The organism is Dactylosporangium fulvum, assembly GCF_025137375.1.
Taxonomy (GTDB): Bacteria; Actinomycetota; Actinomycetes; order Mycobacteriales; family Micromonosporaceae; genus Dactylosporangium; species Dactylosporangium fulvum.
In genome coordinates, this window is record NZ_CP073720.1 from 8,683,096 (window position 1) to 8,708,358 (window position 25,263).

Consider the following 25,263-nt stretch of genomic DNA (forward strand, 5'->3'; position numbering starts at 1 on the left):
GCTAGTCCGCCGTGCTCGTCGGCGTCGGCTTCCAGCTGGGAGACTTCGTTGGCGAGCCCGACGACCAGCCCGATCTCGTCGTCGACGGCGAGCTCTTCGGGCTGCCGCCGCCTGCGTTCGTCGGGGACTGCGGCGTGAAGACCCGCACGTCGGAGAACTCGACGTCGGCCGCGCCGGTGCTCGCGAACGCGCCCAGGTTGGTCCGGCCCTTCAGGATCTCCGCGTCGCTGATCGGCCCGAACTGCATGCCCCCGATGTAGAAGTTCAGCGTCGTGCCGGTGACGACGAATGCCACGTACGCATCCGAATCGGTCTTGTACGTCCACTCCTCGAGCGTGTTGTTCTGGCTCGGGGCGCTGTCGCCGAGGCGGTGGATGCGGGCGGTACCGTCGGCGCAGTACGCGAGCACGTAGCCCTTGTCGCCGGTGCGCAGCCACATGCCGGCACAGCCACTGGTCAGGTGGACCTTCGCCTCGATGGCGGAGTCGGTGAGACTGGTGTCGAGCGGCTGCTTCAGCGTGCAGCCGGTCAGCCCCTTGTCGACCGTCGTCACGCGCAGCGTCTCCGAGGCCGCCTCGCAGCGGCCGCCCTCGGACTCGTCCTGGTTGCGCCAGACGTCGTCGACGTCACCGATCTGCATCTGGCGCCAGCCCTCGGGCACCCAGAAGGGCCGCTGCTCCCGCCTGTAGTCCTGCGGGATGACGCGCGGGCTGCGGCTCGTCTGGGGCGCCGCGCTCGGCGTCGTGGACGAGGGCGTGGCGCCCTGCTGGTCGCCGGCCTTGCGGTCGCGGAACACGACGTATCCGGCCAGCGCCAGCGCCAGCACAAGGAGCCCGACCAGCATCGGCACCGCCAGGTTGCGGCGGGGCCGGGACGGCGGCGGTGGCGTCGGCGGCTCCTCCCGCAACGCCGGCGACGCATACACGGCCGGCATCGCGGCAGGCGAGATGTAGACCGGTGCCGGAGCCTGCGCCGGGATGGGTGTCGCCGGACGGATCGGCTGGGTGGCCTCCGCATCGGCGCCGTACGCCCTCGGCCCGACCGGGCTCACCGGCGCCGAACTGACCGGCCTGGCCTGCCCTGCCTGATACGCGGCCGGGCTGACGGGACTCACCGGGGCGGCGCTGACGGGGGCACCGCTCACCGGCCCGCCGCTCATGGGCACGGCACTGATCGGCGCGGCCCCTCCGGGCGGCGTGGTGGGCCCATGGTGGTACGCGGCGGGGTTGACCTGCTGGAAGCCGGCTCCCGGCTGCCCTGCTCCGGGCTGTCCTGCGCCCGGCTGGGCCACTCCTGGCTGGCCGGGTTGCCCGGCGCCCGGGTAACCGGGCTGGCCGTGGCCTGCTCCGGGCTGCCCGAATTGCCCGGCGCCCGGATAGCCGGACTGGCCCTGGCCGGCTCCCGGCTGGCCGGGTTGCCCGACGCCCGGATAGCCGGACTGACCGGGCTGACCCTGGCCGGTTCCTGGCTGGCCGGGTTGCCCAGCGCCTGGATAGCCGGGCTGGCCCTGGCCTGGGTAGCCGGGCTGCCCCGGTCCTGCCTGGCCCGGCTGCCCCTGACCCGGATATCCAGGCGGACCGGGCTGGGCTCCCGCCTCGCCTGGCTGTCCCGCGCCCGGATAGCCGGGCTGACCCTGCTGTGGCTGGGCACCCTGCTGGAACGCGGCCGGTGCTGGGTGGCCGGGCTGGGCGGACTGCGGGAAGCCGCCGGGCGGTGTCGGGCCCGAAGGTGTCGCCGCCTGGGCCGCGGCCGCTCCGGCCATCGCTGCCCCGGCCCCTGCCGCCGCGCCGGCACCTGCTGCTCCCGCGCCGCCCGGGGCACCGCTGACCGGCTGGGCGGTCGGGGCGCCGATGTTGACCCAGGCGCGGAGGCTGCCCTCGGCCACGACCATCTCGGGCTGCTCGATGATCGTCGGGGCGAGGCCGAGGTCGCGCTCCAGGAGCGTGGCCACCAGCGGGATGCGGCTCGATCCGCCGACGAGGAAGACGCCGGCGAGCCGGGCCTTGTCCAGGCCGGCCCAGCGGACCACCGCAGAAGTCGTACGGACCGTCTGCTCCAGCAGCGGACGGGCACGCTCCTCGAAGGCGTCACGGGTGATGTTGACGTCGGCGGCGAGGATGGGCACGTGCAGGCCGGTCGCGGCGGTCCGGGACAGCATCTCCTTGGCGATGCGGGCGTCGTCCCACAGCAGGCGGCGGTGGCGGCGGTCCTCGGTGGTCTGCGGGCTCTCCAGGCGGCCCCAGACGTCGGGATCGGCGAGCTGCTGCTTCGCGTAGTCGACGATCAGCGCGTCGAGGTCGAGGCCGCCGAGGTCGTCGATGCCGTCTACGGCTCGCACGTCGAAGCCCTCACCGGCACGGGTCACGATGCTCGCGTCGAAGGTGCCGCCACCGAAGTCGTAGACGAGGAGGCCCTGGTCGGCGTCCAGCGGCTTGCGCAGTACACCCGCGAAATAATGCGCGGCGGCGACCGGCTCCGGCATGAGGGCCGGCTGGGGCAGGCCCGCGAGCTTGGCGCCCTCGACCAGGGCAAGACGGCGGGACACGCCCCAGGCCGCCGGGTGCGTCATCGTCACGGCGCTGACCGGCCCGCCCGCGACCCGGGTGGCCTCCTGCGCGACGTGCGAGAGCACGGCCCCGATCAGCGCCGGCACGGTGACCTCCCGGTCGCCGAGCAGCACGGTGCCGTCGTCGATGCGCCGCTTCGGGCTGGCCTCGAACCGCGACGGGTCGACGCGCGCGGCGTGGACGGCGTCGCGGCCGACCAGCACCGCGCCGTCGGTCTGCGCATAGACCGAGGACGGGAGCAGCGGCGATCCGTCGAACAGCAACGGGCGAACCCTCCCGTCCGGCCAAGCGATCAGCGCGACGGTGTGGGAGGTCCCGAAGTCGATGCCCAGACGTGGACCCGCTGCTGCCATGCGGGCGAGTGTAGGCCCCCGGTACGACACCTGGCATGCTCGTGTCGTGACTCTGGAAGTCGGATACGAGGCGCCGGACTTCGTCCTCAAAGACCAGAACAATCAGGAGGTCCAGCTGTCGGCGTTCCGGGGCCGGAAAGCCGTCCTCCTGGTCTTCTACCCGCTCGCGTTCACCGGCACCTGCCAGGGAGAATTGGGGGCAGTACGGGACAATCTCGATGCCTTCCAGAACGAAGGCGTCCAGGTTCTGACAGTCAGCGTCGACTCGCCGTACAGCCACAAGGTGTGGGCCGACCGCGAGGGCTTCGACTTCCCGCTGCTGTCGGATTTCTGGCCGCACGGCGCGGTGGCCCGGTCGTACGGCGTGTTCAACGAGAAGGCGGGCTTCGCGAACCGCGGCACGTTCCTCATAGACTCGGCGGGCGTGGTGCGGTTCGCGGAGGCGACAGGCCCCGGGACCGCCCGCGACCAGGAGGCCTGGCGGACGGCGATCGCGGCCCTGTGAGCCCCTCCGGCCCGCAGGTCAGTAATGCCGGGTGGGGCTGGTGGGGCGCTCGGGTAACATCTGGGTACCCATCTTCGGCGGGTGATCCCGCCGAAGATCCGGGGCGCGTAGCTCAGTGGAAGAGCACCCGCCTTACAAGCGGGGGGTCGTTGGTTCGAACCCAACCGTGCCCACCAGCACAAACACGCCCCGCGTGAGCTGGCCCTTACGGCAACCGTACGACAACGACTCGACTCAGCTGGCGCGGATCGGGTGCGTCCGGTTAGGGCCGGCGCCGATAGGATGGCCACCATGAGCGCAGGAAGCGTCGGTCGGCACATGCCCTCCGTCATCACGCTCGACGACCTCGCCGCGATGATCGCCGAGGACCCACACGGGCATCGGTACGAGATCAGCCCCGAGGGAGCGCTGTCGGTCATGCCGCTGCCCGACTCTGAGCACGCCGCGATCGCCAGCCGTCTGCTGGTCTGGCTCGCCGTCGCCGGTTGGCCTGCCGAGCAGGTCCTTCAGGCGGCCGGCATCCGCATCAGCGGGCCCACCGGCGAAGGCGCCCGCATTCCGGACCTGACCCTCTGGTCAAAGCCGCAACCGCGCAGCGTCTGGCTTGCCCTAACCGATCTGTTGCTGGTCGTCGAGATCGTGTCTCCGGGCTCCGAGGCGATGGACGAGATGGTCAAACGGCACGAGTACGCGGCGGCCGGCATCCCTCGGTACTGGGTAGTCGATCGGGATGCCGCGCCGACCGTCACGCTGCACCAGCTCGGCCGGTCAGGCGAGTACGAGGTGGCCACCAAAATGCCGCTGGCCTGGCTGCTGAACACGGCACCGGCGGATCACCTGGGCTGAAGCCGCCCGCGTCGCCGCCACCAAGTCCGCCCGACACCAGCAACACGTCGACTGCCCCACCTCCTCCGGTAGGCCGTGCCTTCTTGCGGCAACGATTACGGCAACCGCCGCGACCTTCCGAGGACGGCCCGGACCACCGACGAATCGTCTCCGCACATGACGGACCCGAATGGACCGCGACGGACGGATCGGGCAGAACTTACAAGCGGGGGGTCGTTGGTTCGAACCCAACCGTGCCCACAGGTTATTGATCTGGTTTTCGCCCAGCTCAGGGCCGGTTTTCCGCTCCGGTTGTCCGGGTCCGTCCTGCGCCGCCGGCGCCCCTCGTTGACCGTAATTGACCGTGCCATGGGACACGCGGGGCACGACGCTTCGACCGGGAAACGGCCCCTCCCAACGCCGCCGCGCCGGCCGATGCCGGCGCTTGCGCCGCCAGCAGGCCGAGCGCGAGCGGCGTAAAGAAAGCAGCACGCCCCACTCCCCGGTCCGGTAGCGGACCGTCGGCCACCCCACAGGGAACTGGGCGGCGCCGGCCGGGCCAGGCTCGCCGACGGCGACCGCGAAGCGACTCGGCCTGGCGCGGGCGGCGCCGGTCTGCTCGGCTCGACCTGGCCGACGGCGTGCGGGAGCGGAGCGCCCCCGGAGTCCGAGGTCCCGCCGGAGGCAGAGAGCGCGACTACACACGGAGGGCGAGGCCGCGGGAGCGGCGGCTCGGACCACGACGGGCGTCGCGGGAGCCCAAAGAATCAACGGCGTGCCGCGACAGGACGACCAGCCGGCCAACCGCTCCAGCCAGCGACGCGCGCAGCGCGGCACCTTGACTGGATCATCGCAAAGGCTATCCACGCTGTCGCGATCGAACGGTGGTCAGCGATCGGATACACCGAGCAGGCCGGCTTCGGTGTCACACCGCCGGCAGCGGACGGCCCATAGAACCGGAGCAGGCGAGGGGCGCAGCGGCTGGAGACATGTGGATCGGGTTGGCGGATCGGACTAGAATTCGGACTATGACGCAGATCCTCAACGTGACCGACGCCAAGGCCCGGTTGTCCGAACTGGTGGCCGCTGTGGCGACCACGCACGACAACGTCGAGATCACCCGCAACGGTGAGCCGGCGGCGGTGCTGGTGTCGTTCGAGGAACTGCGGGCGTTGCGTGAGACCGTGGCGATCCTGTCCGACGCTGCGGCCGTCGCGGACATCCGCGAGGCGGAAGAGGACATTGCGGCCGGTCGGGTGACCGACGCTGAGGACCTGGGTGACGTGATGCGAGCACGCCGCCGGGGCGCCGCGTGACGCAACCCGCGAGCGAGCCGTGGAGTGTGAAGCTCACCGGTCCGGCGCGACGCGCGCTGGAAACAGGGCTACCGGAAGCGGTGGCGTGGGCGGCTTACACGTTCATCACTGAACGGCTGCCCACGAACCCACATCGGCTCGGCGGCGAACTGGAAGGTCCGTACGAGGGCATGCGCTCGGCCCACTTGGGCACCTACCGCGTCGTGTACCGGATAGATGAGGAGACCCGAACGGTCTACGTGCTGTCGATCCGACTCCGCGGCGATGTCTATGGGATCCGCTGACGTCGCGGCTCCCCGGTGGTTGCGAATTGATGTTGATGATGGAGGCCGGTCGTCCGTGCATCGCTTGGGCGGCCGGCCACGCTGCGCAAGGATGCTGGCTCGTGAACAGAGCCGAAGTGCAAACCCTCCTGGACACCGCCGGCGCGGCGGGTGAGGCGTGCAAGACCGCGCTGCGCCTGGGCGCCGAACTGACGGTCTTTGAGGCTCGGGCGCCAGCGTTCGAGATGCTGTACACCTGGGGCTGGCGGTACGAACTGCTTCGGGAGAACGGGGTTGGCACCGTCGGGTACGAAGTCGGGCTTGAGCAGTTGGCGGAGTACGGCAGCAGGCCGGTTCGGCTGGGCAGAGTCCGTCTGAAGGCGCCGGTGTGCTCGTTCATCCTGTTCTTCGCGGCAGACGAACCGTGTCTCGTCGCCTGCGTAGGGCACGGCGACCTCAACGGTCTCGGTGCGGCTGATGCCAACGGGGGCACGGCCGACACTGAGGCACGCGAGGGGCACAACAGCCCAGGACAGGGGTTCTGAGCTGCGGAAATCCGGCCGCCTTACAGGCGGGGGTCGCTGGTTCGAACCCAACCGTGCCCACCAGTGACAACGACACATGCGGGGCCGGCTGTACAGCAACCGTGCGGGCAACGGTGGGGCCGGCCAGCCGTTACCGACGTTCCACACCGGCCGTGACCGGGTTGAGGTGGGGTTTTGAGTGCGGCGCAACGGTTAGGATGCCGCCCCGAGGACCCTCATGGACATCGGTATGAGATCAGTCCAGAGGGAGCACTGTCGGTCATGCCGCTGCCCGACTCCGAGCACGCCGCAATCGCCAGTCGCCTGGACGAGATGGTCAAGCGGCACGAGTACGCCGCAGCGGGCATTCCGCGCTACTGGGTCGTCGACCGGGATGCCGCCCTGACCGTCACGCTGCATCACCTCGGAAGGTCGGGCGAGTACGAGGTCGCCACCAAGATGCCGCTGGCCTGGCTACTGAACACGGCACCGGCTGATCACCTCGGTTGAAGATCGCCTGGACCTGTTCGCCAACCCCGGTGACGACCGGCGTACGGCAAAGATCACAGCAACCGGCACAGACCCCGCTGGACGCTGGACCCGGTCGACGAGCAGTACGCCGGCCAGGGTCCCGAACTGGGCCGCCACGAAGACCCGGGCGCGGCGGTCGAAAATCGCGGAGCACCCCACCGGCGCCGTCCCGTCGCGGACATCCGTGAGGCGGAAGAAGACATCGCGGCCGGACGGCTCACCGACGCTGAGGACCTGGGCGACGTGATGCGGGCACGCCGCGGCCGGGGCGCCGCGTGACAGAGCCGGAATCCAGGCGATGGCGCGTGAAACTCACCGATCCGGCGCGGCGTACGCTGGAGACCGGGCTACCGGAAGCGGTGGCGTGGGCGGCGTACATCTTTGTCACTGAACGGCTGCCCACGAATCCGCATCGGCTCGGCGGCGAGCTGGAAGGCCCGTCCGAGGGCGTGCGCTCGGCGCATCTGGGCACCTGCCGCGTGGTGTACCGGATCGACGAGGAGACCAGAACCGTCTACGTTCTGTCGATCCGGCTTCGCGGCGACGTCTACGGCATCCGCTGAACATCGGAGTGTCGGCGCAGTTGTGCGACGGCGAATTCGACGCCTCGACTCCGGAGGCGGTCGCCGATCGGGTCCATGCGGTCGTCACGGTGACATCGCAGAAGGCCCGTACCGCACAAGGCAGCGAAAGCAGGTAGTTCACATGCAGGCATACGTATTGACCCGATACGGGGACGCGAGCGCGATGGAACTGCGGGACGTCCCCGAGCCCGCGCCGAGCGACGGCGAGATGCTCATCCGCGTCCGGGCCGCGGGGCTGAACCCCATCGACTACAAGATCCGCGATGGCAAGATGCGGCTGCTGAACCGCCTCGACCTGCCCATGGTGGCGGGCAGTGAACTGTCCGGTGTGGTCGATAGGATCGGCGCTGGTGTCACGCGTTTCGCGGTCGGGGACCGGGTGTTCGCCAGGGTGGACAAGACGAGGCTGGGTGCCTACGCCCCCTTCGTCGTCGTGGACGAGACCCTGGTGGCGAAGATGCCGAAGGCGCTGGACTTCGCCGATGCGGCCGGGCTGCCGCTGGCCGGTTTGACCGCCCTGCAGGCGCTGCGCGACGAACTGGCCGTGACCGCGGGCGACCGGGTGTTCATCTCCGGCGGAGCCGGGGGTGTCGGCACCCTCGCCATTCAGCTCGCCGTCTGGATGGGGGCGAAGGTGGCCACCACCGCGTCACCCCGCGGCGAGGAACTGGTGCGGTCGCTCGGGGCCGAGACGGTCATCGACTACCGGACGCAGAAGTTCGAGGACCTCCTTGTCGACTATGACGGCGCCTTCGACCTGACCGGCGGGCAGGACCTGATGAACAGCTTCGCCATCCTCAAACGGGGAGGCAAAACGGTCTCCATCGCAGGGGTTCCCGATGCGACAACCGCTCGCGTGGACCTGGGCGCCGGCCCCCTGGTGACTGCCGTGCTGTGGGCAGCCAGCGCCAAGATCCGCCGCGAGGCCCGGCGAAGGGGGGCCGGCTACCGGTACATGTTCATGCACCCCAGCGGAGAGGATCTCGGCCTGCTGGCCGACCTGGTAGACAAGGGCAAGCTCAAGACAGTGAGCGACCGAGTCTTCCCGTTCGAGCAGATCGCCGAGGCCTTCGCCTATCTGGAACAGGGCCACGCCAAGGGGAAGGTCGTCGTCCAGATGTGAGCCTCATTCCCCGGCTTTCACCAGATGCCACCAGCGACACATCTCCGACACCCGGTAGGGCACGCGAGGGGAACGGCAGGTTCGGACAGGTCGAGCCGGGTGGCTCCGCGGTGAGCGTCCGCCCGGGTGGGCAGGATGCGCCGGGTCAGGCGTTGCCATAGTGAGCGTTCGGTCCCCAGTGCGGCATGGCGGGCGCGGTGTCGCCGCCACGCGGGCCGAGCGGGTCCCACGGACCCTCTTCCTCCCGCTCGGCGAGATCCCAGGTCTGCAGGTCGAACTTCCCGTCGTAGTCGTAGTCCTCGACGATGAGTTGCGGCCGGTCGTCCTGGTCACCGTCGATCCGCACCTCGTCGATGAGCCCGTCGGCGTTGCGGTCGTAGTCCCACTTGTCGATCCCGCCGTCGCCGTTGATGTCGTATCCGACCGTGTCGATGATCCGGTCGCCGTCGGTGTCGTACTGCCAGGCGTCGTCCACGCCGTCGTGGTCGGTGTCGGCGCCGATCAGGTCCACCACTCCGTCACCGTTCCGGTCGTACTCCCGCACCGTCGGGCTGTAGTGGAACGCGTCGCTTTCAGTGTGCGTGTCGTGTATGCCCGGGTCACCTGGCTGGAAGCCGCTGATCTGGAAGTCGCGGAAGTCGTGGAAGTCCGTCATGGCAGCCCCTCCGGAACGAATTTCCCAAATGCTATGGACATCACCGTCGATGCCTGCTCCCCAGACCGTGCCATGTCTGCGGTCCGGTCCACCATGGCGTTGGGTGGCGTCCGATCGCCTGCGCCGTCGCCGCCCTTCTCGGGCAGACTTCATGATCGCGGAGTTTCCGCGGGGCTCCAGGCCCCAAAAGCTCCGCGATCACGAAGCTACTCAATGCCCATCCCGGCAATTTGGACATCTTGGTGCATCTGTACATGTCTATGTCGATGATCCGGAAGACTTGACGCCGCCAGGCAGCGCGAAGTCTTCCGGATCATGAAAAGGTCCAGACCGACGGGCAACTGCGGGTGCACCCCCAGGGGAGGAGTCGGCGGTCGCTGTGCGAAGCCGGCCCTGGCCGTCGCCAGACTGTGCGCAGACCACAGCCACCACAGCCGCAGCCAGCCGATCCGAGGCAGCCGCCACCGCTTCCCAGCCGAACAGCACCCCGGCCAAGCAGTGCCCCAGCCGAGCGGCGTCCCAGCCGAACAGCACCTCCAGCCGAGCAACATCCCAGCCGAGCAGCACCTCGGGCCCAGCAGCGTCCCGGCCGAGCAGCACCTCCAGCCGAGCAACATCCCGGCCGAGCAACATCCCGGCCGAGCGAGGTCCCAACCGCGCACCGGCCGAGGCACAGCTGCCTCGACCGAGAGCGCCAGCACGCGGCACCGACATCAAAGGCGTCATCGCGCACCTTGAACGGGCCACTTCCCGCCCCGAACCACCGGGCGTCCGGCTCGCGCCCGACGCCGCACTGCACACCGCAGCGCCGAGCGCTCAGGCGCTTCACCGGCAAATAACCGCACTTGGGCGAACCAACGAAGGAGTCCAAGATCATCGAGGGATTGCATAAAGAGGTTTATGGCGTAAAGTTGTTTACATGGCCCCCGCCGACGATGATGCCCCACCCGCGTCACCCGCCGAGTCGCTCGCGCTCATCCAGCGTGAGCAGGACGCGGCCAGCCGGAGCGTCGGGTTCAACCCGCTGGTCTACTACCTGCCCTGGGGCAGCGCCTGGCTGATCGGGTTCGGGCTGCTCTTCCTGCGCTACGGGCCGGACGGCCGCGTCTTCGTCGACCTGCCCGCCTGGCTGCCGCTCGCCAGCCTCTTCGTCCTGATGGCGCTCGCCATGGTCAGTACCGTCACCGTCTCCACCGTCCGGGGACGGCACGTCGAAGGCCGGTCGTCCCGGCGGGGCGCCGCCTACGGGTTCGCCTGGTTCTTCGCGTTCGGCGGCATCGGCTCCACCGTCAGCCGGTTCGACGACTTCCTGCCCCAGTCCGAGCGGGGGCTGCTGTGGGCGTCGGTCTGCGTCGGGACGGTCGGCGTGATGTACATGTGCGGCGCCGCCATCTGGTTCTCGCGGCACATGTTCCTGCTCGGGGCCTGGCTGACGGTGATCAACATCGTGGGCGTGCACGCCGGGCCCGGCTGGCACTCGCTGCTCATCGCGACCGGCGGCGGTGGCGGGCTGATCCTGTTCGGGCTGCTGCTGTGGATCAAGGAAAGACGCCGGTGACGGACCTCGATCCCGTGATCCACGCGCAGGCAAGGCTCCGCATCATGGCCGCGCTGTCCAGCCTCGCCGACGGCGACCGCATGACCTTCCCGCGGCTCCAGCAGATCCTCGACATGACCGCCGGCAACCTGTCGGTCCACCTCACCAAGCTCGAACAGGCCGGATACGTCGAGGTCGTCAAGTCCTTCCGCGGCCGCACGCCGACCACCTCGGCCGGCCTGACCCGACGGGGGCGCGTCGCGTTCGACGACTACACCGCCGCCGTCAGAGCCCTCATCGATCCCCCCAAGGAGGCGTAGGTGCTGCTCGCCCGTACCGTCGACGTCACCCGCCGCTACGGTGACACCGTCGCGCTCGACGGAGTGACGCTCGACATCCCCGAAGGGGGCGTCGTCGGCATGCTGGGGCCCAACGGGGCCGGCAAGTCGACCCTGATCAACCTGCTGGTGGGGCTGCGGCGGCCGACGAGCGGCACCGTGGAGCTGTTCGGCAGAGATCCGCGCGATCCGGCGAGCCGCCAGCGGATCGGCGTGACGCCGCAGGAGACCGGGCTGCCGGGCACGCTGCGGGTGCACGAGTGCGTGGCGTTCGTCGCGGCGCACCACCCCGACCCGGTGCCGCCGGCGGAACTGCTGGAGCGGTTCGGCATCGCGGACCTGGCACGGCGGCAGACCGGCGGCCTGTCCGGCGGGCAGCGCCGCCGGCTGGCCGTGGCGCTGGCGTTCGTCGGCAGGCCGCGGTTGGTCTTCCTCGACGAACCGACGACCGGCCTCGACGTGCAGGCGCGCCGCGCGCTCTGGGACGCGGTCGGCGACTTCGCGAAGCAGGGCGGGACGGTGGTACTGACCAGCCACTACCTCGAAGAGATCGAGGCGCTCGCCGACCGGGTGGTCGTGATCGGCCGCGGGCGGGTCCTCGCCGACGACACCGTGGACGCGATCCGCGGCATGGTCGGCATCCACCGGGTCACGCTGACCGCGACCGACCTGCCGACCCTGCCCAACGTCGTGAGCGTCGAGCAGTCCGAAGGCCGTACCTCTCTCCTCACCCCCGACGCCGACCAGCTGGTCCGCGACCTCGTGCACGCCGGTGTTCCCTTCCACGGCCTGCAGGTCCAGCCGACCACGCTCGAAGAGGCGTTCCTGACCCTGACCGGACGGTAATCGATGTCGCTCGCGCTGACCCACGCCAGGTACCGCATCCTCGAGACCATCCGCATCCCGATCGCCGTGCTCGGCGGGGCGTTCTTCCCCGCCGCGTCGATGCTGTTCTTCGTCGTGCCCTTCGCCGGTGACGATCCGGTCGCGGCCACCTACGCGACCGCGTCGATGGTGATGTTCGCGGTGATGACGAGTTCCCTGTTCACCTACGGCGTCGGCGTCTCCGAGGACCGTGCGCAGCCGTGGGATCCGTACCTGCGGACGCTCCCGGCGGGCCCGGGCGCCGCGTTCGCCGGGCGGATCCTGACCGGTCTCACGTTCATGGCGATCTCACTGGTGCCCGTGGTCGTCATCGGGTGGCTGTTCACCGCCGCCACGGCGACGCCGCTCCAGCTGCTGCTGGCGGTGGGTGCGGTGGTGCTCGGCTCGCTGCCGTTCACGTTCATGGGGCTGGCGATCGGATACTGGCTGCCGACCAAGGCCGCCCTCGCCGTCGCGCAGATCGTCTTCTTCCCGCTGGCGTTCGGCGGGGGCCTCCTCTCGGCGCCGAACAACGCGCCCGGGTTCGTGGAGGCGATCGCGCCGTACCTTCCCACGCGCGGGGCAGTCGAGCTGGTGTGGGCCGCGGTCGGTGACTTCCGGGTGTCGGCGACGTCGATGGCCGCCCTGGTGGCGTGGACGCTGGTGATGGCCGGCCTGGCCGCGTGGGCGTACCGCCGCGACGAGGGTGCGCGCTTCTCCTGACAGCGCTAGTAACGGAAGGTCTGGACGATCGTCCGGAGGTCGCCGGACAGCTCGGCGAGGCTGCCGGCGGCGCGGTTCGCCTCGGCGATGCCGGCCCTGGTCAGCTCCACCGACGAGGCGACCTCCCCGATCGTCGTCGCGACCTCGTTCCCGGTCGACGCCGCGGCCTCCACGCTCCGGCTCATCTCCTCGGTCGTCGCGGACTGTTCCTCGACGGCCGAGGCGATGGTCGTCTGGTACTCGTTGATCTGCCCGATGATGCCGCTGATCTCCTCGATCGCGGCGACCGCGCCGGCCGTGTCCGCCTGGATCGCGGCGACCCGGCGGCCGATGTCGTCGGTGGCGCGGGCGGTCTCCTGCGCCAGGTCCTTGACCTCGCTCGCGACGACGGCGAAGCCCTTGCCCAGCTCGCCGGCGCGGGCCGCCTCGATGGTCGCGTTGAGGGCCAGGAGGTTGGTCTGCTCGGCGATCGACGTGATCACCTTGACGACGTTGCCGATCTCCGCGGACGACTCGCCGAGCTTGCCCATGACCGCGTTGGTGGTACCGGCGACCTCGACGGCCCGGCCGGCGACGGTCACGGCCTGGGTGGCGCTCTGCGAGATCTCCCGGATCGACGCGCCCATCTCGGTGGCGCCGGCCGCGACCGTCGCCACCGTGCTCGACATCTGCGCGGCGAGCCCGGCCACGGCGTTCGCCTGCCGCGCGCCGGTCGTGGCGCCGTCGGCGCTCTGCCGGCTCGTGGTGGCGAGTTCCTCGGCGGCGCTGGCGAGCACCGTGGAGTGCTCGGCGAGCCGGGTGACCGTGCCGCGCAGCGTGGTGGTGGCCTGGCGTAGCGAGTCGGCCATCTCGCCGACCTCGTCGCGCTGGTCGACGTCGGCGTCCTGGGTGAGATCGCCCTCGGCGACGGCCTTGAGCACGTGGGACACGCGGCCGAGCGGCCGGACGATGAGCCGGGCGATGTAGAGGGCCAGCGCGACGGCGAGCGCGAGGGCGACACCCAGCAGCACGATCACCGTGAGCCGGGTCGACCGTGCGGTGTCGGCGAAGTCCCGCCCGGCGACCAGCGCCTGTTCGGCGCGGGTGGTCTCCTGCAGGAGCAGGTCCTCATAGACCTTGCGCAGGTCACGGCTGGGCCCGAAGGCGGCCGTCACCGCCGCGGCGCGGTCCGTCGCGAACGTGGTGAACTCGGCTTCCAGCGCGGTGAACCAGGCGTCGACGGCGGCCTGAATCCGGTCGACGGTGGCCCGCTCGGCGGTGTCGCCGACGGCTCGCGCGTCCTCCAGCGCCTTGTTGACGTCGGCCCGGCGGCCGAGGGCCTCGTCCCGGAACGAGGCTTCGCCGCGGAGGAGGAAGCCGCGCTCGTCGTTCGCGGCGGCCTTGGCGATCAGCCCCGCCCGGTGCAGCGCAGAGATGTACGGCACGGCATTGCCGACCTCGTGGTCACGCGTCTCACGCAGGTCACCGATGCCCATGATGGCGAGGAGCCCGGTGACGGCCGTGCCGGCGATGGCGACGCCGGCGACGATGAGGATCTTGGTAAACACGCGGCGGGATCCCAGCCAGCGGCGCATCAGCGGTTCCTTGTTGTCTCGTCTGTCTGTCCGGATGTTTCCACCGTCCGAACGACCGGGAGCGGCCGAACCTGAGGAAAAGCGTGCGCGAAGATGGGCGCCGTGGAGAAGTGGGTGTCGTTCCGCCGGTCGCGGATCGACCGCGTCGTCGCCCTCGTCCGCGCCGTGGCGGAGTCGGGCGACCCGGGCGAGCACGGCGACGGCGTCGAGGTGGTGGTGGAGGCCCCGCGCAAGAAGTGGTGGCAGGCGCTGTTCAACCGCGACGACACGCTCGCCCAGGCACGGATCGTCGTGACCCGCGAGGGCGGCGCGGTGCGGTACCCGTTCGACATCCAGTTGATCACGGCGTACGGCGCGAATGCCGCACATCGCCTCGGCACCCGTCACGGGTGGGCGACGAGCAACTCCAACGGCATGGCGTTCGTGATCCAGAAGGGGACGCACCGCGACGAGTTCGACTTCGAGGAGTTGACGACGGGCGCGGTGGCGGCCCTGGCGAAACTGCGCCGCCACCCCCAGGAGCGAGGCTGGCGGGCACGGGTCGACAGGGCCGTCAAGCGCGTCTAGGTCTACAGCGCGTCGATGGTCGCGATCTCGTCGGCGGTGAGCTCGAAGGACAGGACCGACAGGTTCTCGCGCATCCGGTTCTCGTGGGTCGACTTCGGGATGACGACGATGTCGTGGTGCAGCTGCCAGCGCAGCACCACCTGAGGCACCGTCACGCCGTGGGCCTCCGCGACCGCCACCAGCCGGGGGTCGGTCAGCGGCGTGTTCTTCAAGGAGCTGTAGCCCTCCACCACGATCCGCCGGTGGCGCATCTCGTCGAGGAACTTCGGCTCGTGCTCCGACGGGCTCCAGGACACCTGGTTGACCACCGGCGTCTCGCCCGTCTCGCGGACCAGTTCGTCGATGAGCTGCGCGTCGTAGTTGCTGACGCCCAGGGACCGGGCCCGGCCGGCGGCGCGCTGCTCCAGGAACGACACCCACGTCGGCAGGGACCGGCCGCGCGACGGCGGCCAGTGGATGAGCCACAGGTCGACGTAGTCCACGCCGAGGGCCTTCAGGCTCGCCTCGATGATCTGCCGCTCGCGGCCCGCCTGCGACGGCGGCAGCTTGGTGGTGATGAAGACGTCGGAGCGGTCCAGCCCGCTGTCGCGCAGGGCCCGGCCGATCTCCGTCTCGTTGCCGTACATGGTCGCCGTGTCGATGTGCCGGTAGCCGACGTCCAGCGCCGTGCGCGTCGCGTCGTAGGCGGACTGCCCGGTGATCTGCCAGGTGCCGAAACCGACGACCGGCAGCGCCACCCCGGGCGCCAGCTCGACGGTTGGGATCTCAAGTGCCATTCCCTCATATTGCCCCGTTGATCCGACCCGGTAGCGTGCGGCTATGTTGGAGTTTCCGCCAGGGTTCCGCTTCGGAGTGTCCACCGCCTCCTACCAGATCGAGGGTGCCGTCGGCGAGGACGGGCGCGGACCGTCCATCTGGGACACCTTCTCCCATACGCCGGGCCGGACGGCCAACGGCGACACCGGTGACGTCGCGTGCGACCACTACCACCGGTGGGAATCGGACCTCGACCTGATCTCTGAGCTGGGGGCCGGCGCCTACCGGTTCTCCGTGGCGTGGCCGCGGATCCAGCCGACCGGCAGCGGCCCGGCGGTGCCGGCCGGCCTCGCCTTCTACGACCGGCTCGTCGACGGGCTGCTGGCACGCGACATCGACCCCGTCGTGACCCTGTTCCACTGGGACCTCCCGCAGGCGCTGCAGGACGAGGGCGGCTGGACCAACCGGGACACCGCGATGCGGTTCGGCGAATACGCCGAACTGGTCGGCGAGAAGCTCGGCGACCGGGTGAAGCTGTGGGTGACGCTCAACGAGCCGTACATCCACTTCGCGCTCGGTCACGTGCAGGGCGTGCACGCCCCCGGCCTGACGCTGGCGCCGGACGCGTACCCACTGGTCGTACACCACCTCCTCCTCGGACACGGGCTCGCGGTGTCCGCACTGCGGCAGCACTCCAGGGCACCGATCACGCTGGCCAACAACTACTCGCCCGTGTGGGTCGCCGGCGACACCGAAGACGACCGCGCCTCGGCGGCCTTCTACGACATGGTGCAGAACCACCTGTTCACCGACCCGGTGCTGCTGGGGGCGTATCCGCCCGGGTTCGAGGCGCTGCTGGGCGGGGTCGACGTCGACAGCATCGTCATGGAGGGCGACCTGGAGGTCATCTCCCAGCCCGTCGCGGCGCTCGGCGTGAACTACTACAACCCGGCGCAGATCAGCGCCCCGGTCCCCGGCGAGAGCCTGCCCTTCAGCCGCGTGCCGATCAAGGGGTACCCGCTGACGGCGTTCGGCTGGCCGGTCGTGCCCGACGGGCTCCGGGAGCTGCTGGTGGGCTTCAAGGAGCGGTACGGCGACAAGCTCCCCCCGATCTGGATCACCGAGAGCGGTTGTTCCTGGCCGGACCTCGACGACCAGTTCCGCATCGACTACCTCTCGGGCCACCTGACGGCGGTGCGGCAGGCGATGGACGCCGGCGTGGAGGTCCACGGCTACTGCAGTTGGTCACTCATGGACAACTTCGAGTGGGCCGAGGGCTACGGCCAGCGGTTCGGCCTGGTCCACGTCGACTTCGAGACGCAGGAGCGCACGAAACGGCGGTCCTTCGAGTGGTACCGCCAGGTTTGCACCGCAGCTGCACCCCGGCCGGACTTGCAGGGGGAACCAACCGGATGACACCGTGGGTGCGGGGCAATCCGTAGCGTTGCGCAGGTCAGTAGTGCGCAGCGTTGGGAGTCGTCGTCGTGACCGAGCAATACGCCGGAGCCCTGCTCTACCTGGTCCCGGTCGTCGTGGCGGCGATCGTCGCGTTCGTGGTGACGCGCCCGGAGAAGCCCGCGGCCGAGCCGGCGCGGGCGGATCGCGCCGGCGTGCCCGGCCCGGTGCCGCGGATCCCCGCCCAGCGGACCTACCCGCCGAACCGCCGCGTGCCCTCCTCCGCGCCGTCGTCGCCGACCCTGCTGCACGCCGCGCTGTCGTCCCACCTGGCGGCGGTGGCGGGATCGGCGACGTCGTCGCAGGCCCCGGCGTCGGCCAGGCAGCCGGCCGTCCGCCCGGCCCGGCTGGTGTCGATACGGCGCCCCGCCCGCATCCCGCGCCGCCCGCTGCACCGCTGCCCGCACAAGCCGTAAATCGACGGTCACAGATCGAGGGAAACTTCGTGTCGCCGAAGCGGCCGGATGTTTCCCTCGATCTGCCCGTAAACCGCTGAGGCCGGCCGTCACGAACGTCGACGGCCGGCCTCTTTCGCGGTGGTACTAGTGGGACGGGGCGGGAGCGAACGGATCGAGCCGGTGGCGGCCCTCGCCGTCGGAGTCGTCCGAGCCCTCGGAGTCCTCGGGCTGGTTCCCCGCCGGGCCGCCCGAGGCGGCGTGCCGGCCCTCGCGCTTGAGGCGGCGGCGCTCCTTCACGCCCTCGACCATCGTGTAGAGCGTCGGGACGAGCACCAGCGTGAGCAGCGTGGAGCTCACCAGACCGCCGATCACCACGATCGCCAGGGGCTGCGAGATGAAGCCACCCTCGCCGGTGAGGCCGATCGCCATGGGCAGCAGGGCGCAGATCGTCGCCACGGCCGTCATGAGGATCGGACGCAGGCGGCGCCGACCGCCCTCGATGACCGCCTCGCGCACCGGCATGCCACTCTCGCGGTACTGGTTGATGAGGTCCATCAACACGATCGCGTTGGTGACCACGATGCCGATGAGCATCAGCACACCGATCATGGCCGGCAGGCCGAGCGGGGTGTTCGTCGCGAGCAGCAGCAGGATCGCGCCGGTCGCGGCGAACGGGATCGACACCAGCAGGATCAGCGGCTGGGCCACGCTGCGGAACGTCGCCACCATGATGATGAAGACGATCGCGATGGCTGCCAGCATGGCGATGCCGAGCTGACCGAACGCCTCCTGCTGGTCCTGCGTGACGCCGCCGAGCGTCACCGTCGCGCCGGCCGGCAGGCTGAGCGCGTCGAGCTTGCGCTGCAGCTTGGTGGAGACCTCGCCGAGGTTGTCGCTGGTGGACCGGCCGGTCACCGAGGCGCTGCGGTGGCCGTCGATCCGGGTGATCGAGACCGGGCCGACGGACTCCTTGACCTCCGCGACCTGGTCGAGCCGGACGAACGGCGGGTTGGCCTGCACCGGGATCTGCAGCGCCTTGAGCTGCTCCAGCGTGGCCGGCGCCGGGCCGGCGCGCAGCACGAGGTCGCGCTGCTGGCCGTCGACGGTCATCTGGGTGAGCGTCTGCCCGCGGTACGCGGCGCTGACGATGCCGCCGATCGCGGCGTCGGACAGGCCGTAGCGCGCGGCGACGTCCCGCTTGACCCGCACGTCGATCCGCGGGTTGCTGGCGGCGAGGTTGCTCTCCACGTCGGCGATGCCGTCGGTCGTGGACATCACCTCCTGCACCTGGGCGGCGGCCTTGTTGAGGTCGTCGATGTTGTTGGCCTTGACGATGACCGCGAGCTGGTCGGCGGACCCGCCGCCGCTGCCGCCGCCGGTGATCTTCACCGTGCCGACGCTGTCGCCCTGCCCGGCGACCTGCGCGCGCAGCTCGTCGATGACCTTTTCGACGTCGGCGCTCTCCTTGGCGGTGACCGAGAAGTTCGCCGTGTTCGTCGACTGGGCACCGGCGAAGCCGAAGCCGGCGGAGGCACCGATCGTGGCCTGGTACGCCTCGATGTCGTTGCGGCTGCTGAGCAGGTCCTCGATCTTCTTCGCCGCGGCGTCGGTGGTCGCCAGGCTGGAGCCGACCGGCAGCTCCTGCGAGATGGAGAACTCGCTCTGCCCGGACTGGTCGATGAAGTTGGTCTTCAGCAGGCTCGCCGAGCCGATCGTGAGCATGAACACGACGAGGCTGACGGCGACGGTGACCCAGCGGGTGAAGCCGGACCGGGTGACCCAGCTGATGATCGGCACGTAGGAACGCTGCAACGGGTTGCGCCGCTCCTTCTCGAGCGCCTTGGCCTCGATGGCTTCCCGCTCCTCGACGCCGAGCCGCTTCGGCGGGCGCAGGAACCAGTACGCCATGACCGGCACGATCGTCAGCGACACGAACAGCGAGGCGACCAGCGCGACGGTGATGGTGATGGCGAACGGCCGGAACAGCTCGCCGGCCAGGCCGCCGACGAGGCCGATCGGCAGGAACACCGCGACCGTGGTCAGTGTCGAGGCGACAACCGCGCTGGTGACCTCGCGGACACCGGTGAGGATCGCGTGGCGCTTCTCCTCGCCGTACTCCAGATGGCGTTTGATGTTTTCGAGGACCACGATCGAGTCGTCGACGACACGGCCGACGGCGATCGTCAGGGCGCCGAGCGTCAGCAGGTTCAGCGAGTAGTCGCCGATCCACAGGCCGATCAGCGCGACGACGACGGAGAGCGGGATCGACACGGCGGTGACGAGGGTCGAGCGGATCGACACCAGGAACACCAGGATCACGATCACCGCGAACAGCAGGCCGAGCGCGCCCTCGGTGGTGAGGCTCTTGATGGACTTCTCGACGAACGGCGCCTGGTCGAAGACCGAGCTGATCTGGGTGTCGCCGCCGAGCTGCGCACGCAGGTCGTCGAGCTTGTCGCGGACCTCGTGGCTGATCTTCACGGCGTTGCCGTCGGGCGACGCGGTGACCGCGATGCCGAGGCTCGGCTTGCCGTTGGTACGGGTGATCGAGGTCGCCTCGACGGTCTTGAGCTCGACGGTCGCCACGTCACCGAGCTTGGTCGTCGGCGTGACGTTGAGCCCCTTGAGGTCGTCGATCGTGGCGAGCGTGCCGCCCACCTGCACCGCGAGGGACCGGTTGCCCTCGGTGAGCGTGCCGGCGGGGAAGGACACTCCGTTGGCCTGCAGCGCGGCGGTCAGCGACTGGGCGTTGACCCCGGCCGGGAGCGCCTTCGCCGGGTTCAGCGTGATCAGCACGTTTTGCGTCTCGGCGCCGGTGACCTCGACCTGCCGCACGCCCTCGATGCTCTGCAGCGCGGGCACGACGATCGCGTTGAGCTGCTGCGCGAAGGCGATCTGGTCGCCCGACTTGGAGGCGGCGAGGACCACGGCGGGCAGGTCGTCGGTGGAGCCCGCGATGACCTGCGGCTCCACGGTCGACGGCAGCTGCGAGCGGATGCGCGTGATCGACGTCTGGATCTTGTTGGTGATCTCGTCGATGGACGTGCCGAAGTCGAATGACACCTGCACCGTGGCGACGCCTTCGCGGCTGGTGGAGGTGATGTCGGTCAGGCCGGGAACGCCCTGCAGCGCGCCCTCGATGGGCTTGGTGACCTGCTCTTCGACGATGTCGGGCGACACGCCCGGATACGTCGCCACGACAAACGCGGCCGGGAAGTCGATCGACGGGATGAGTTGCTGCTTGAGCGACGGAATGGCTACGGCGCCGAAGCCCAGGACGACGATCGCGATGATCGCGACCAGCCCCCGGTTCGCCAAACTGAGCCGGGCGAGGAACGACATGTCAGGGAGTCTTCTTCCGATCGGCTAAGACAGACGTTAGTTCGTGTGATGCTAACCGTTCGCCTCGCGCAAAATTTTTCCAGGGGGTAAAAAGATCCTGTGAAGACTCACAGGGAAGCCCTGCTGCACCGCGTGATGATGGCCGAGCAGCGGATGCGCGCCCTGGTGGCCTACGACCGCACCAACCCGATTTTCTCAGTAAACCTCACGATGCAGCAGCTCAAGGTGCTGTTGCTACTCTCCAGGCACGACGGCATCCCGTCTCAGGAGCTCACCCGGCACCTCGGGGTGACACCGGCCACGATGTCCGGCATCGTGGACCGTCTGGTTACCCATGGTCACGTCGTGCGCGTCGAGGACACCCATGACCGCCGGATCCGCCGCATCCACCTCTCCGCCGTCGGTCGCGGGCTGCTGGAGGAGATCATGGACAGCGGCACGCGGGCGCAGCGGCGGCTGCTGGACCGGCTGGACGACGAGACGCTGGTGATGCTCGCGACGGTCCTCGACCGGATCCTCGAGGCCGGCGCGGCCGAGGCGAGAGAACAGGGGATCGAACTGCCGCCGGAAAACCGGTGTCCGAAGCCAACTAGTCTGGAAGCGTGACTGTTCGCGTTCGCTTCGCTCCCTCGCCGACCGGGATGTTCCACGTCGGCGGCGCCCGCTCCGCGCTGCAGAACTGGATCTACGCCAGGCAGCACGGAGGCGTGTTCGTCCTGCGCATCGAGGACACCGACGCCGCCCGCAACCGTCCGGAGTGGACGGAAGGCATTCTCGACGCGCTCGCCTGGATCGGCATCGCCCGGGACACCTACGAGGGTCCGTATTTCCAGTCCACCAACGCCGAACAGCACTGTGCCACCGCGCACCAGCTCTACACTTCCGGCCGCGCGTACTACTGCGACTGCACCCGCGAGATGATCCAGGAGCGGGCCGGCGCGCAGTTCCGCGGGTACGACGGCTTCTGCCGCGACCGCTCACTCGGTCCGGGTGAGGGGCGGGCGCTGCGTTTCCGCACCCCCGACGAGGGTGAGACGCGGGTCGTCGACCTGGTCCGGGGCGAGCCGACGTTCGACAACCGGCTCATCGAGGACTTCGTCATCGCCCGCGCCGACGGCTCCGCGGTGTTCCTGCTCGCCAACGTCGTCGACGACATGACGATGGGGATCACCCACGTCATCCGGGCGGAGGAGCACCTGCCCAACACCCCGAAGCAGCAGTTGCTGTGGGAGGCGCTGGGCAAGACCCCGCCGATCTGGGCGCACGTGCCGGTCGTCGTCAACGAGAAGCGGCAGAAGCTGTCGAAGCGGCGGGACAAGGTCGCCCTGGAGCAGTACCGCGACGAGGGCTACCTCGCCGACGCGATGCGCAACTACCTGATGCTGCTCGGCTGGGCGCCCTCGAACGACCGGGAGATCGTGCCCTGGTCGGTCATCGAGGACGAATTCCGGCTCGAGGACGTCAACCCGTCGCCGGCGTTCTTCGACGAGAAGAAGCTGCGGGCGTTCAACGGCGAGTACATCCGCGCCCTGTCCCCCGCCGCGTTCGTCGAGGCGTGCACGCCGTGGCTGACCGGCACGCCGGTGGCGCCCGGCACGACCGACGTGCCCGCTCCCCCGTGGCCGGCGGCGAACTTCGACCCGAAGGTCTTCGAGGCGCTCGCCCTGCACGCGCAGACGCGGATCGCCCTGCTGTCGGAGATCGTGCCGAACGTCGACTTCGTGTTTCTCGACGAGCCCCCGACCGACGAGGCGGCCTGGGCGAAGGCCATGAAGGAGGGCTCGGCCGACCTGCTGGACGCCGCGATCGCGGCGTTCGGGAGCGCCTCGTGGGAGGCGGAGGCCTTGAAGTCGGCGCTCGAGGCGGTCGGCGCCGAGCGGGGCCTGAAGCTGGGCAAGGCGCAGGCGCCGGTGCGGGTCGCGGTGACCGGCCGGTCGGTGGGCCTGCCGCTGTTCGAGTCGCTGGAGGTCCTGGGCCGCGAGCGCACACTGTCCCGCCTGCGGGCGGCCCGCGCCCGCCTCTGACCGGCCCGATGCGTGCCGCCCGCCCCGGTTCACCCCGGGCGGGCGGATACGGGACCACCGGGCGGGGTAGCCGCAAAAGCCGTGAGAACCGTGCTGGTGGTCGCGATGCTCCTGACCGGCCTGAGCGTCCTGGCCCCGCGCGACGCACTCGCCGCCGAGCCGCGGGTGGGCATCCACGTGCGTGACGGCCGGGTCGTCGAGGCCAACGGGAGCGACCTGGTCCTGCGTGGCGTGAACCACGACTTCATGTGGTGGCCGAACCGCAACGACGTCTTCGCCGGCATCAAGGCGGCCGGCGCCAACGCGGTGCGGGTGCCCCTCGGCATCGGCCACCAATGGCGGCTGGCCAAGAAGGAGGAGGTCGCGAACCTCGTCGGCCTCTGTGAGAAGAATCGCCTCATCTGCGTCTTCGACGCCCACGACACCACGGGCTTCGGCCAGGACAAGAAGGCCGCGACGATGGCGCAGGCGGTGCAGTTCTGGCTCGGGATGCGCGACGTGCTGGTCGGCCACGAGGACCACATCATCGTCAACATCGCCAACGAGCCGTTCGGCAACGGGACCACGATGCCCTGGATGCAGCAGACGTCCGACGCGATCCGGTCACTGCGCGCCGCCGGCTTCAAGCACGCGCTGATGGTCGACGGCCCCGGCTGGGGCCAGGACGAGTCGTTCGTCATGCGCGACAACGCCGAGCGGGTCGTCGCCGCCGACCCGCTCGGGAACACCCTGTTCGACATCCACATGTACGGGATGTTCAACAACGCCGGGAAGGTCAACTCCTACCTCAGCTCATTCACGCAGCGCCGCCTGCCGATCGTCATCGGCGAGTTCTCCGGCGAGCACCAGTGGGGCGACCCGGACGAGGACGCCATCATGGCCTACGCGGAGGCGCGCGAGCTGGGGTACTTCGGCTGGTCCTGGAGCGGCAACGACGCGCAGTACAGCTATCTCGACCTGGTGAAGAACTTCGACGCCAACAGCCGCACCGCCTGGGGACAGCGGTTCATCAACGGCCCCAACGGCCTGACGACGGACACCCGGGAGGCCACGGTCTTCCGCAACGGCACGGGTGCGGACCGCAAGGGCCCCGCACCGCAGGGGGTGACCGTCGCCGACGTGACCTCGAACAGCGTCCGGCTCAGCTGGCAGCGCCGGCCGGGCGCGGTCGGCACGACGTACCAGGTGGTGGCCGTGAACGGCGCGGCCGAGGTGCGGGTGCTGACGACCAGCCGGACCGACGTGACCCTGAAAGGCCTGAAGGGCTCGACGGAGTACACCTACGCCGTGTACTCCCGGGATCTGCTCGGCAAGCGGTCGCCGCGCTCGGCGATGGTCGCCGCGGTCACTCCCCCGGCGCGCTGACGGCCTCCGGCTTCTTGTCGCGGAGCGCCTTCTCGACGGCCTCCCGCACCCGGACGTCCTCGCGCAGCTTGCGCCGCGCACGGCCGCGGCGTGCGAGCAGGACCGCGCCGGCGATGCCCGCGATCACCACGACGATCAGCAGCAACAACAGCCACGGCACGGCCCAGCCGTGCGTCGTGGCCCGGACCGCCTCGAGTGAGGTGGTGGAGCCCGACGCGTCGACGAGCCGGGGCGTGAGGGTCGCGGTGGCGGTCAGCCTGCCCGCGCGGGCCACGCCGTGGACGGGCACCGTCACCTTCCAGCGCTCACCCGGGAGCAGCTCCGGCGGCGCCGCGATCTCGCCGGCCTCGGTCCGCAGCCAGCCGAACGGGCCCGAGACCGACACCGTCTGCTGGGCCGAGAGGATGGCGTTGCCCGTGTTGTGGATCGTGTACGTGACGCTGGCGTCACCGCCGCCGAACGGGTTGGACGAGCCGGCGAAGTCCACGTGGAGGTCCTCGATCGTGAGGCCCGGCTTGAGGTCGCCGCCGACCCGCAGCTTGACCCGGATGCCGAGGCGCCGTTCCACGTTGATGCTCTGCGCCGAGTCGGGCTGCGTCAGGGAGGTGACGATGCCGCCCGCGTAGTCGCCGGGCGTGGCGTTGCCCGGAACGCTGACGGTGAAGGGGACCTCGACGGCCTGCCCGGGCTGGATCGCGACGGTCTCGTGGTCCGCGCGCAGCCAGGCGCCGATGCCGACGGACTTCTTGTCCCTGGTCAGCAGGTCGAGCTGGCCCGCGCCGGTCGTGAAGCCGTCGCCGGCGTAGACGGCCAGGTCGATCGGGGCCTTGCCGCGGTTGGCGACGACCATGGCGTCCTTGAGCTGCCCGCCCGGGTTGACGGCGTAGCTGAAGCTGGACCGGTCGGCGCCGTAGCTGTTCGAGGCCGTCCGGACGGTCCACGCGACGTCGCCCTCCTCGGCGAGCGCGGGGCCGGCACCCGGCCAGACGATCGCGACGGCGGCGAGCAGGGCCACGGCAGCGGTACGGACGAAGGTGTGCATCTCGGGTCCTCGGACAATCTGGAGCAGGGTGG

General features: G+C 70.1%; 24 protein-coding genes and 1 tRNA gene. 19 read left to right on the top strand and 6 right to left on the bottom strand.

The window, feature by feature from the left end:
- Window position 1 precedes the first annotated feature (1 nt).
- Complete coding sequence (locus Dfulv_RS39890) at window positions 2-2,920, bottom strand: Hsp70 family protein (protein WP_259858989.1); 2,919 nt, start codon at window positions 2,918-2,920, stop codon at window positions 2-4.
- Between the two features lie 46 nt (window positions 2,921-2,966).
- On the opposite strand from Dfulv_RS39890, the gene Dfulv_RS39895 reads away from it, so the two are divergent.
- The 9 genes from Dfulv_RS39895 (at window position 2,967) to Dfulv_RS39935 (ending at window position 8,591) form a co-directional block, all read left to right on the top strand.
- Window positions 2,967-3,425: a peroxiredoxin gene (locus tag Dfulv_RS39895; RefSeq protein WP_259858990.1), complete on the top strand. Its 459-nt coding sequence runs from the start codon at window positions 2,967-2,969 to the stop codon at window positions 3,423-3,425.
- Between the two features lie 101 nt (window positions 3,426-3,526).
- Window positions 3,527-3,601: transfer RNA gene (locus tag Dfulv_RS39900), tRNA-Val, on the top strand.
- Window positions 3,602-3,707: 106 nt separating this feature from the next.
- Window positions 3,708-4,271, top strand: a complete 564-nt coding sequence (locus Dfulv_RS39905; protein WP_259858991.1) for a Uma2 family endonuclease — start codon at window positions 3,708-3,710, stop codon at window positions 4,269-4,271.
- A 1,007-nt stretch (window positions 4,272-5,278) separates the two neighbouring features.
- Complete coding sequence (locus tag Dfulv_RS39910; RefSeq protein WP_259858992.1) at window positions 5,279-5,566, top strand: type II toxin-antitoxin system Phd/YefM family antitoxin; 288 nt, start codon at window positions 5,279-5,281, stop codon at window positions 5,564-5,566.
- A 26-nt stretch (window positions 5,567-5,592) separates the two neighbouring features.
- The gene (locus tag Dfulv_RS39915) at window positions 5,593-5,850 is read left to right on the top strand and encodes a type II toxin-antitoxin system RelE family toxin (RefSeq protein ID WP_259858993.1); all 258 of its coding nucleotides are present in this window, start codon (window positions 5,593-5,595) and stop codon (window positions 5,848-5,850) included.
- Window positions 5,851-5,879: 29 nt separating this feature from the next.
- Window positions 5,880-6,374, top strand: a complete 495-nt coding sequence (locus Dfulv_RS39920) for a hypothetical protein (RefSeq protein ID WP_259858994.1) — start codon at window positions 5,880-5,882, stop codon at window positions 6,372-6,374.
- A gap of 261 nt (window positions 6,375-6,635) precedes the next feature.
- Window positions 6,636-6,863, top strand: a complete 228-nt coding sequence (locus tag Dfulv_RS39925; RefSeq protein WP_259858995.1) for a Uma2 family endonuclease — start codon at window positions 6,636-6,638, stop codon at window positions 6,861-6,863.
- A gap of 326 nt (window positions 6,864-7,189) precedes the next feature.
- Window positions 7,190-7,447 (top strand): type II toxin-antitoxin system RelE family toxin, encoded by a 258-nt coding sequence (locus Dfulv_RS39930; RefSeq protein ID WP_259858996.1) that lies wholly within the window; start codon window positions 7,190-7,192, stop codon window positions 7,445-7,447.
- 142 nt (window positions 7,448-7,589) lie between these two features.
- Window positions 7,590-8,591 carry an NADP-dependent oxidoreductase gene (locus Dfulv_RS39935; RefSeq protein ID WP_259858997.1) on the top strand — a complete coding sequence of 334 codons (1,002 nt, stop codon included), beginning with the start codon at window positions 7,590-7,592 and terminating at the stop codon, window positions 8,589-8,591.
- A gap of 145 nt (window positions 8,592-8,736) precedes the next feature.
- Here Dfulv_RS39935 and Dfulv_RS39940 read toward each other — a convergent pair whose 3' ends face one another.
- The gene (locus tag Dfulv_RS39940; RefSeq protein ID WP_259858998.1) at window positions 8,737-9,246 is read right to left on the bottom strand and encodes a hypothetical protein; all 510 of its coding nucleotides are present in this window, start codon (window positions 9,244-9,246) and stop codon (window positions 8,737-8,739) included.
- Between the two features lie 919 nt (window positions 9,247-10,165).
- Here Dfulv_RS39940 and Dfulv_RS39945 point away from each other — a divergent pair.
- The 4 genes from Dfulv_RS39945 to Dfulv_RS39960 are packed head-to-tail and all read left to right on the top strand — an operon-like array spanning window position 10,166 to window position 12,708.
- Complete coding sequence (locus Dfulv_RS39945; RefSeq protein ID WP_259858999.1) at window positions 10,166-10,804, top strand: transporter; 639 nt, start codon at window positions 10,166-10,168, stop codon at window positions 10,802-10,804.
- Complete coding sequence (locus Dfulv_RS39950) at window positions 10,801-11,103, top strand: winged helix-turn-helix domain-containing protein (RefSeq protein WP_259859000.1); 303 nt, start codon at window positions 10,801-10,803, stop codon at window positions 11,101-11,103. Before Dfulv_RS39945 ends, Dfulv_RS39950 begins: the two co-directional genes overlap by 4 nt.
- Window positions 11,104-11,967, top strand: coding sequence for an ABC transporter ATP-binding protein (locus tag Dfulv_RS39955; protein ID WP_259859001.1), 864 nt, complete (start codon window positions 11,104-11,106; stop codon window positions 11,965-11,967).
- A 3-nt stretch (window positions 11,968-11,970) separates the two neighbouring features.
- Window positions 11,971-12,708 carry an ABC transporter permease gene (locus Dfulv_RS39960; protein WP_259859002.1) on the top strand — a complete coding sequence of 246 codons (738 nt, stop codon included), beginning with the start codon at window positions 11,971-11,973 and terminating at the stop codon, window positions 12,706-12,708.
- Window positions 12,709-12,713: 5 nt separating this feature from the next.
- On the opposite strand, the gene Dfulv_RS39965 is transcribed toward Dfulv_RS39960, so the two are convergent.
- A complete protein-coding gene (locus tag Dfulv_RS39965; RefSeq protein ID WP_259859003.1) occupies window positions 12,714-14,282 on the bottom strand; it encodes a methyl-accepting chemotaxis protein in 1,569 nt (522 codons plus the stop codon).
- Window positions 14,283-14,384: 102 nt separating this feature from the next.
- Here Dfulv_RS39965 and Dfulv_RS39970 point away from each other — a divergent pair, with 102 nt between their 5' ends.
- On the top strand, window positions 14,385-14,849 hold the full coding sequence (locus Dfulv_RS39970; RefSeq protein WP_259859004.1) for a hypothetical protein: 465 nt from the start codon (window positions 14,385-14,387) through the stop codon (window positions 14,847-14,849).
- A gap of 2 nt (window positions 14,850-14,851) precedes the next feature.
- Here the strand turns inward: Dfulv_RS39970 and Dfulv_RS39975 are convergent, their stop codons facing one another.
- Complete coding sequence (locus Dfulv_RS39975) at window positions 14,852-15,625, bottom strand: aldo/keto reductase (protein ID WP_259859005.1); 774 nt, start codon at window positions 15,623-15,625, stop codon at window positions 14,852-14,854.
- A 43-nt stretch (window positions 15,626-15,668) separates the two neighbouring features.
- Between Dfulv_RS39975 and Dfulv_RS39980 the strand changes: the two genes are divergently transcribed.
- Both Dfulv_RS39980 and Dfulv_RS39985 read left to right on the top strand, forming a co-directional pair.
- Window positions 15,669-17,021, top strand: a complete 1,353-nt coding sequence (locus Dfulv_RS39980; protein WP_259859006.1) for a GH1 family beta-glucosidase — start codon at window positions 15,669-15,671, stop codon at window positions 17,019-17,021.
- Between the two features lie 68 nt (window positions 17,022-17,089).
- Window positions 17,090-17,476, top strand: coding sequence for a hypothetical protein (locus tag Dfulv_RS39985; protein ID WP_259859007.1), 387 nt, complete (start codon window positions 17,090-17,092; stop codon window positions 17,474-17,476).
- Between the two features lie 126 nt (window positions 17,477-17,602).
- Here the strand turns inward: Dfulv_RS39985 and Dfulv_RS39990 are convergent, their stop codons facing one another.
- Window positions 17,603-20,800, bottom strand: coding sequence for an efflux RND transporter permease subunit (locus tag Dfulv_RS39990; RefSeq protein WP_259859008.1), 3,198 nt, complete (start codon window positions 20,798-20,800; stop codon window positions 17,603-17,605).
- Window positions 20,801-20,899: 99 nt separating this feature from the next.
- Between Dfulv_RS39990 and Dfulv_RS39995 the strand changes: the two genes are divergently transcribed.
- The 3 genes from Dfulv_RS39995 (at window position 20,900) to Dfulv_RS40005 (ending at window position 24,189) form a co-directional block, all read left to right on the top strand.
- Window positions 20,900-21,406, top strand: a complete 507-nt coding sequence (locus tag Dfulv_RS39995; protein WP_259859009.1) for a MarR family winged helix-turn-helix transcriptional regulator — start codon at window positions 20,900-20,902, stop codon at window positions 21,404-21,406.
- A 35-nt stretch (window positions 21,407-21,441) separates the two neighbouring features.
- Window positions 21,442-22,824: a glutamate--tRNA ligase gene (gene gltX / locus Dfulv_RS40000; protein ID WP_259869147.1), complete on the top strand. Its 1,383-nt coding sequence runs from the start codon at window positions 21,442-21,444 to the stop codon at window positions 22,822-22,824.
- A gap of 81 nt (window positions 22,825-22,905) precedes the next feature.
- Window positions 22,906-24,189 (top strand): cellulase family glycosylhydrolase, encoded by a 1,284-nt coding sequence (locus tag Dfulv_RS40005; protein ID WP_259859010.1) that lies wholly within the window; start codon window positions 22,906-22,908, stop codon window positions 24,187-24,189.
- On the opposite strand, the gene Dfulv_RS40010 is transcribed toward Dfulv_RS40005, so the two are convergent.
- A complete protein-coding gene (locus tag Dfulv_RS40010) occupies window positions 24,170-25,231 on the bottom strand; it encodes a COG1470 family protein (RefSeq protein ID WP_259859012.1) in 1,062 nt (353 codons plus the stop codon). The genes Dfulv_RS40005 and Dfulv_RS40010 overlap by 20 nt on opposite strands.
- Window positions 25,232-25,263: the final 32 nt, after the last annotated feature.

Bases quoted from the DNA above. Each gene is read 5' to 3' on its own strand.
- Dfulv_RS39935 (WP_259858997.1), top strand. From the start codon at position 7,590: ATGCAGGCATACGTATTGACCCGATACGGGGACGCGAGCGCGATGGAA.
- Dfulv_RS39905 (WP_259858991.1), top strand. From the start codon at position 3,708: ATGGCCACCATGAGCGCAGGAAGCGTCGGTCGGCACATGCCCTCCGTC.
- Dfulv_RS39980 (WP_259859006.1), top strand. From the start codon at position 15,669: ATGTTGGAGTTTCCGCCAGGGTTCCGCTTCGGAGTGTCCACCGCCTCC.
- Dfulv_RS39910 (WP_259858992.1), top strand. From the start codon at position 5,279: ATGACGCAGATCCTCAACGTGACCGACGCCAAGGCCCGGTTGTCCGAA.
- Dfulv_RS39945 (WP_259858999.1), top strand. From the start codon at position 10,166: ATGGCCCCCGCCGACGATGATGCCCCACCCGCGTCACCCGCCGAGTCG.
- gltX (WP_259869147.1), top strand. From the start codon at position 21,442: ATGTTCCACGTCGGCGGCGCCCGCTCCGCGCTGCAGAACTGGATCTAC.
- Dfulv_RS39920 (WP_259858994.1), top strand. From the start codon at position 5,880: ATGTTGATGATGGAGGCCGGTCGTCCGTGCATCGCTTGGGCGGCCGGC.
- Dfulv_RS39925 (WP_259858995.1), top strand. From the start codon at position 6,636: ATGCCGCTGCCCGACTCCGAGCACGCCGCAATCGCCAGTCGCCTGGAC.
- Dfulv_RS39990 (WP_259859008.1), bottom strand. From the start codon at position 20,800: ATGTCGTTCCTCGCCCGGCTCAGTTTGGCGAACCGGGGGCTGGTCGCG.
- Dfulv_RS40010 (WP_259859012.1), bottom strand. From the start codon at position 25,231: ATGCACACCTTCGTCCGTACCGCTGCCGTGGCCCTGCTCGCCGCCGTC.
- Dfulv_RS39940 (WP_259858998.1), bottom strand. From the start codon at position 9,246: ATGACGGACTTCCACGACTTCCGCGACTTCCAGATCAGCGGCTTCCAG.
- Dfulv_RS39960 (WP_259859002.1), top strand. From the start codon at position 11,971: ATGTCGCTCGCGCTGACCCACGCCAGGTACCGCATCCTCGAGACCATC.
- Dfulv_RS39975 (WP_259859005.1), bottom strand. From the start codon at position 15,625: ATGGCACTTGAGATCCCAACCGTCGAGCTGGCGCCCGGGGTGGCGCTG.
- Dfulv_RS39965 (WP_259859003.1), bottom strand. From the start codon at position 14,282: ATGCGCCGCTGGCTGGGATCCCGCCGCGTGTTTACCAAGATCCTCATC.
- Dfulv_RS39890 (WP_259858989.1), bottom strand. From the start codon at position 2,920: ATGGCAGCAGCGGGTCCACGTCTGGGCATCGACTTCGGGACCTCCCAC.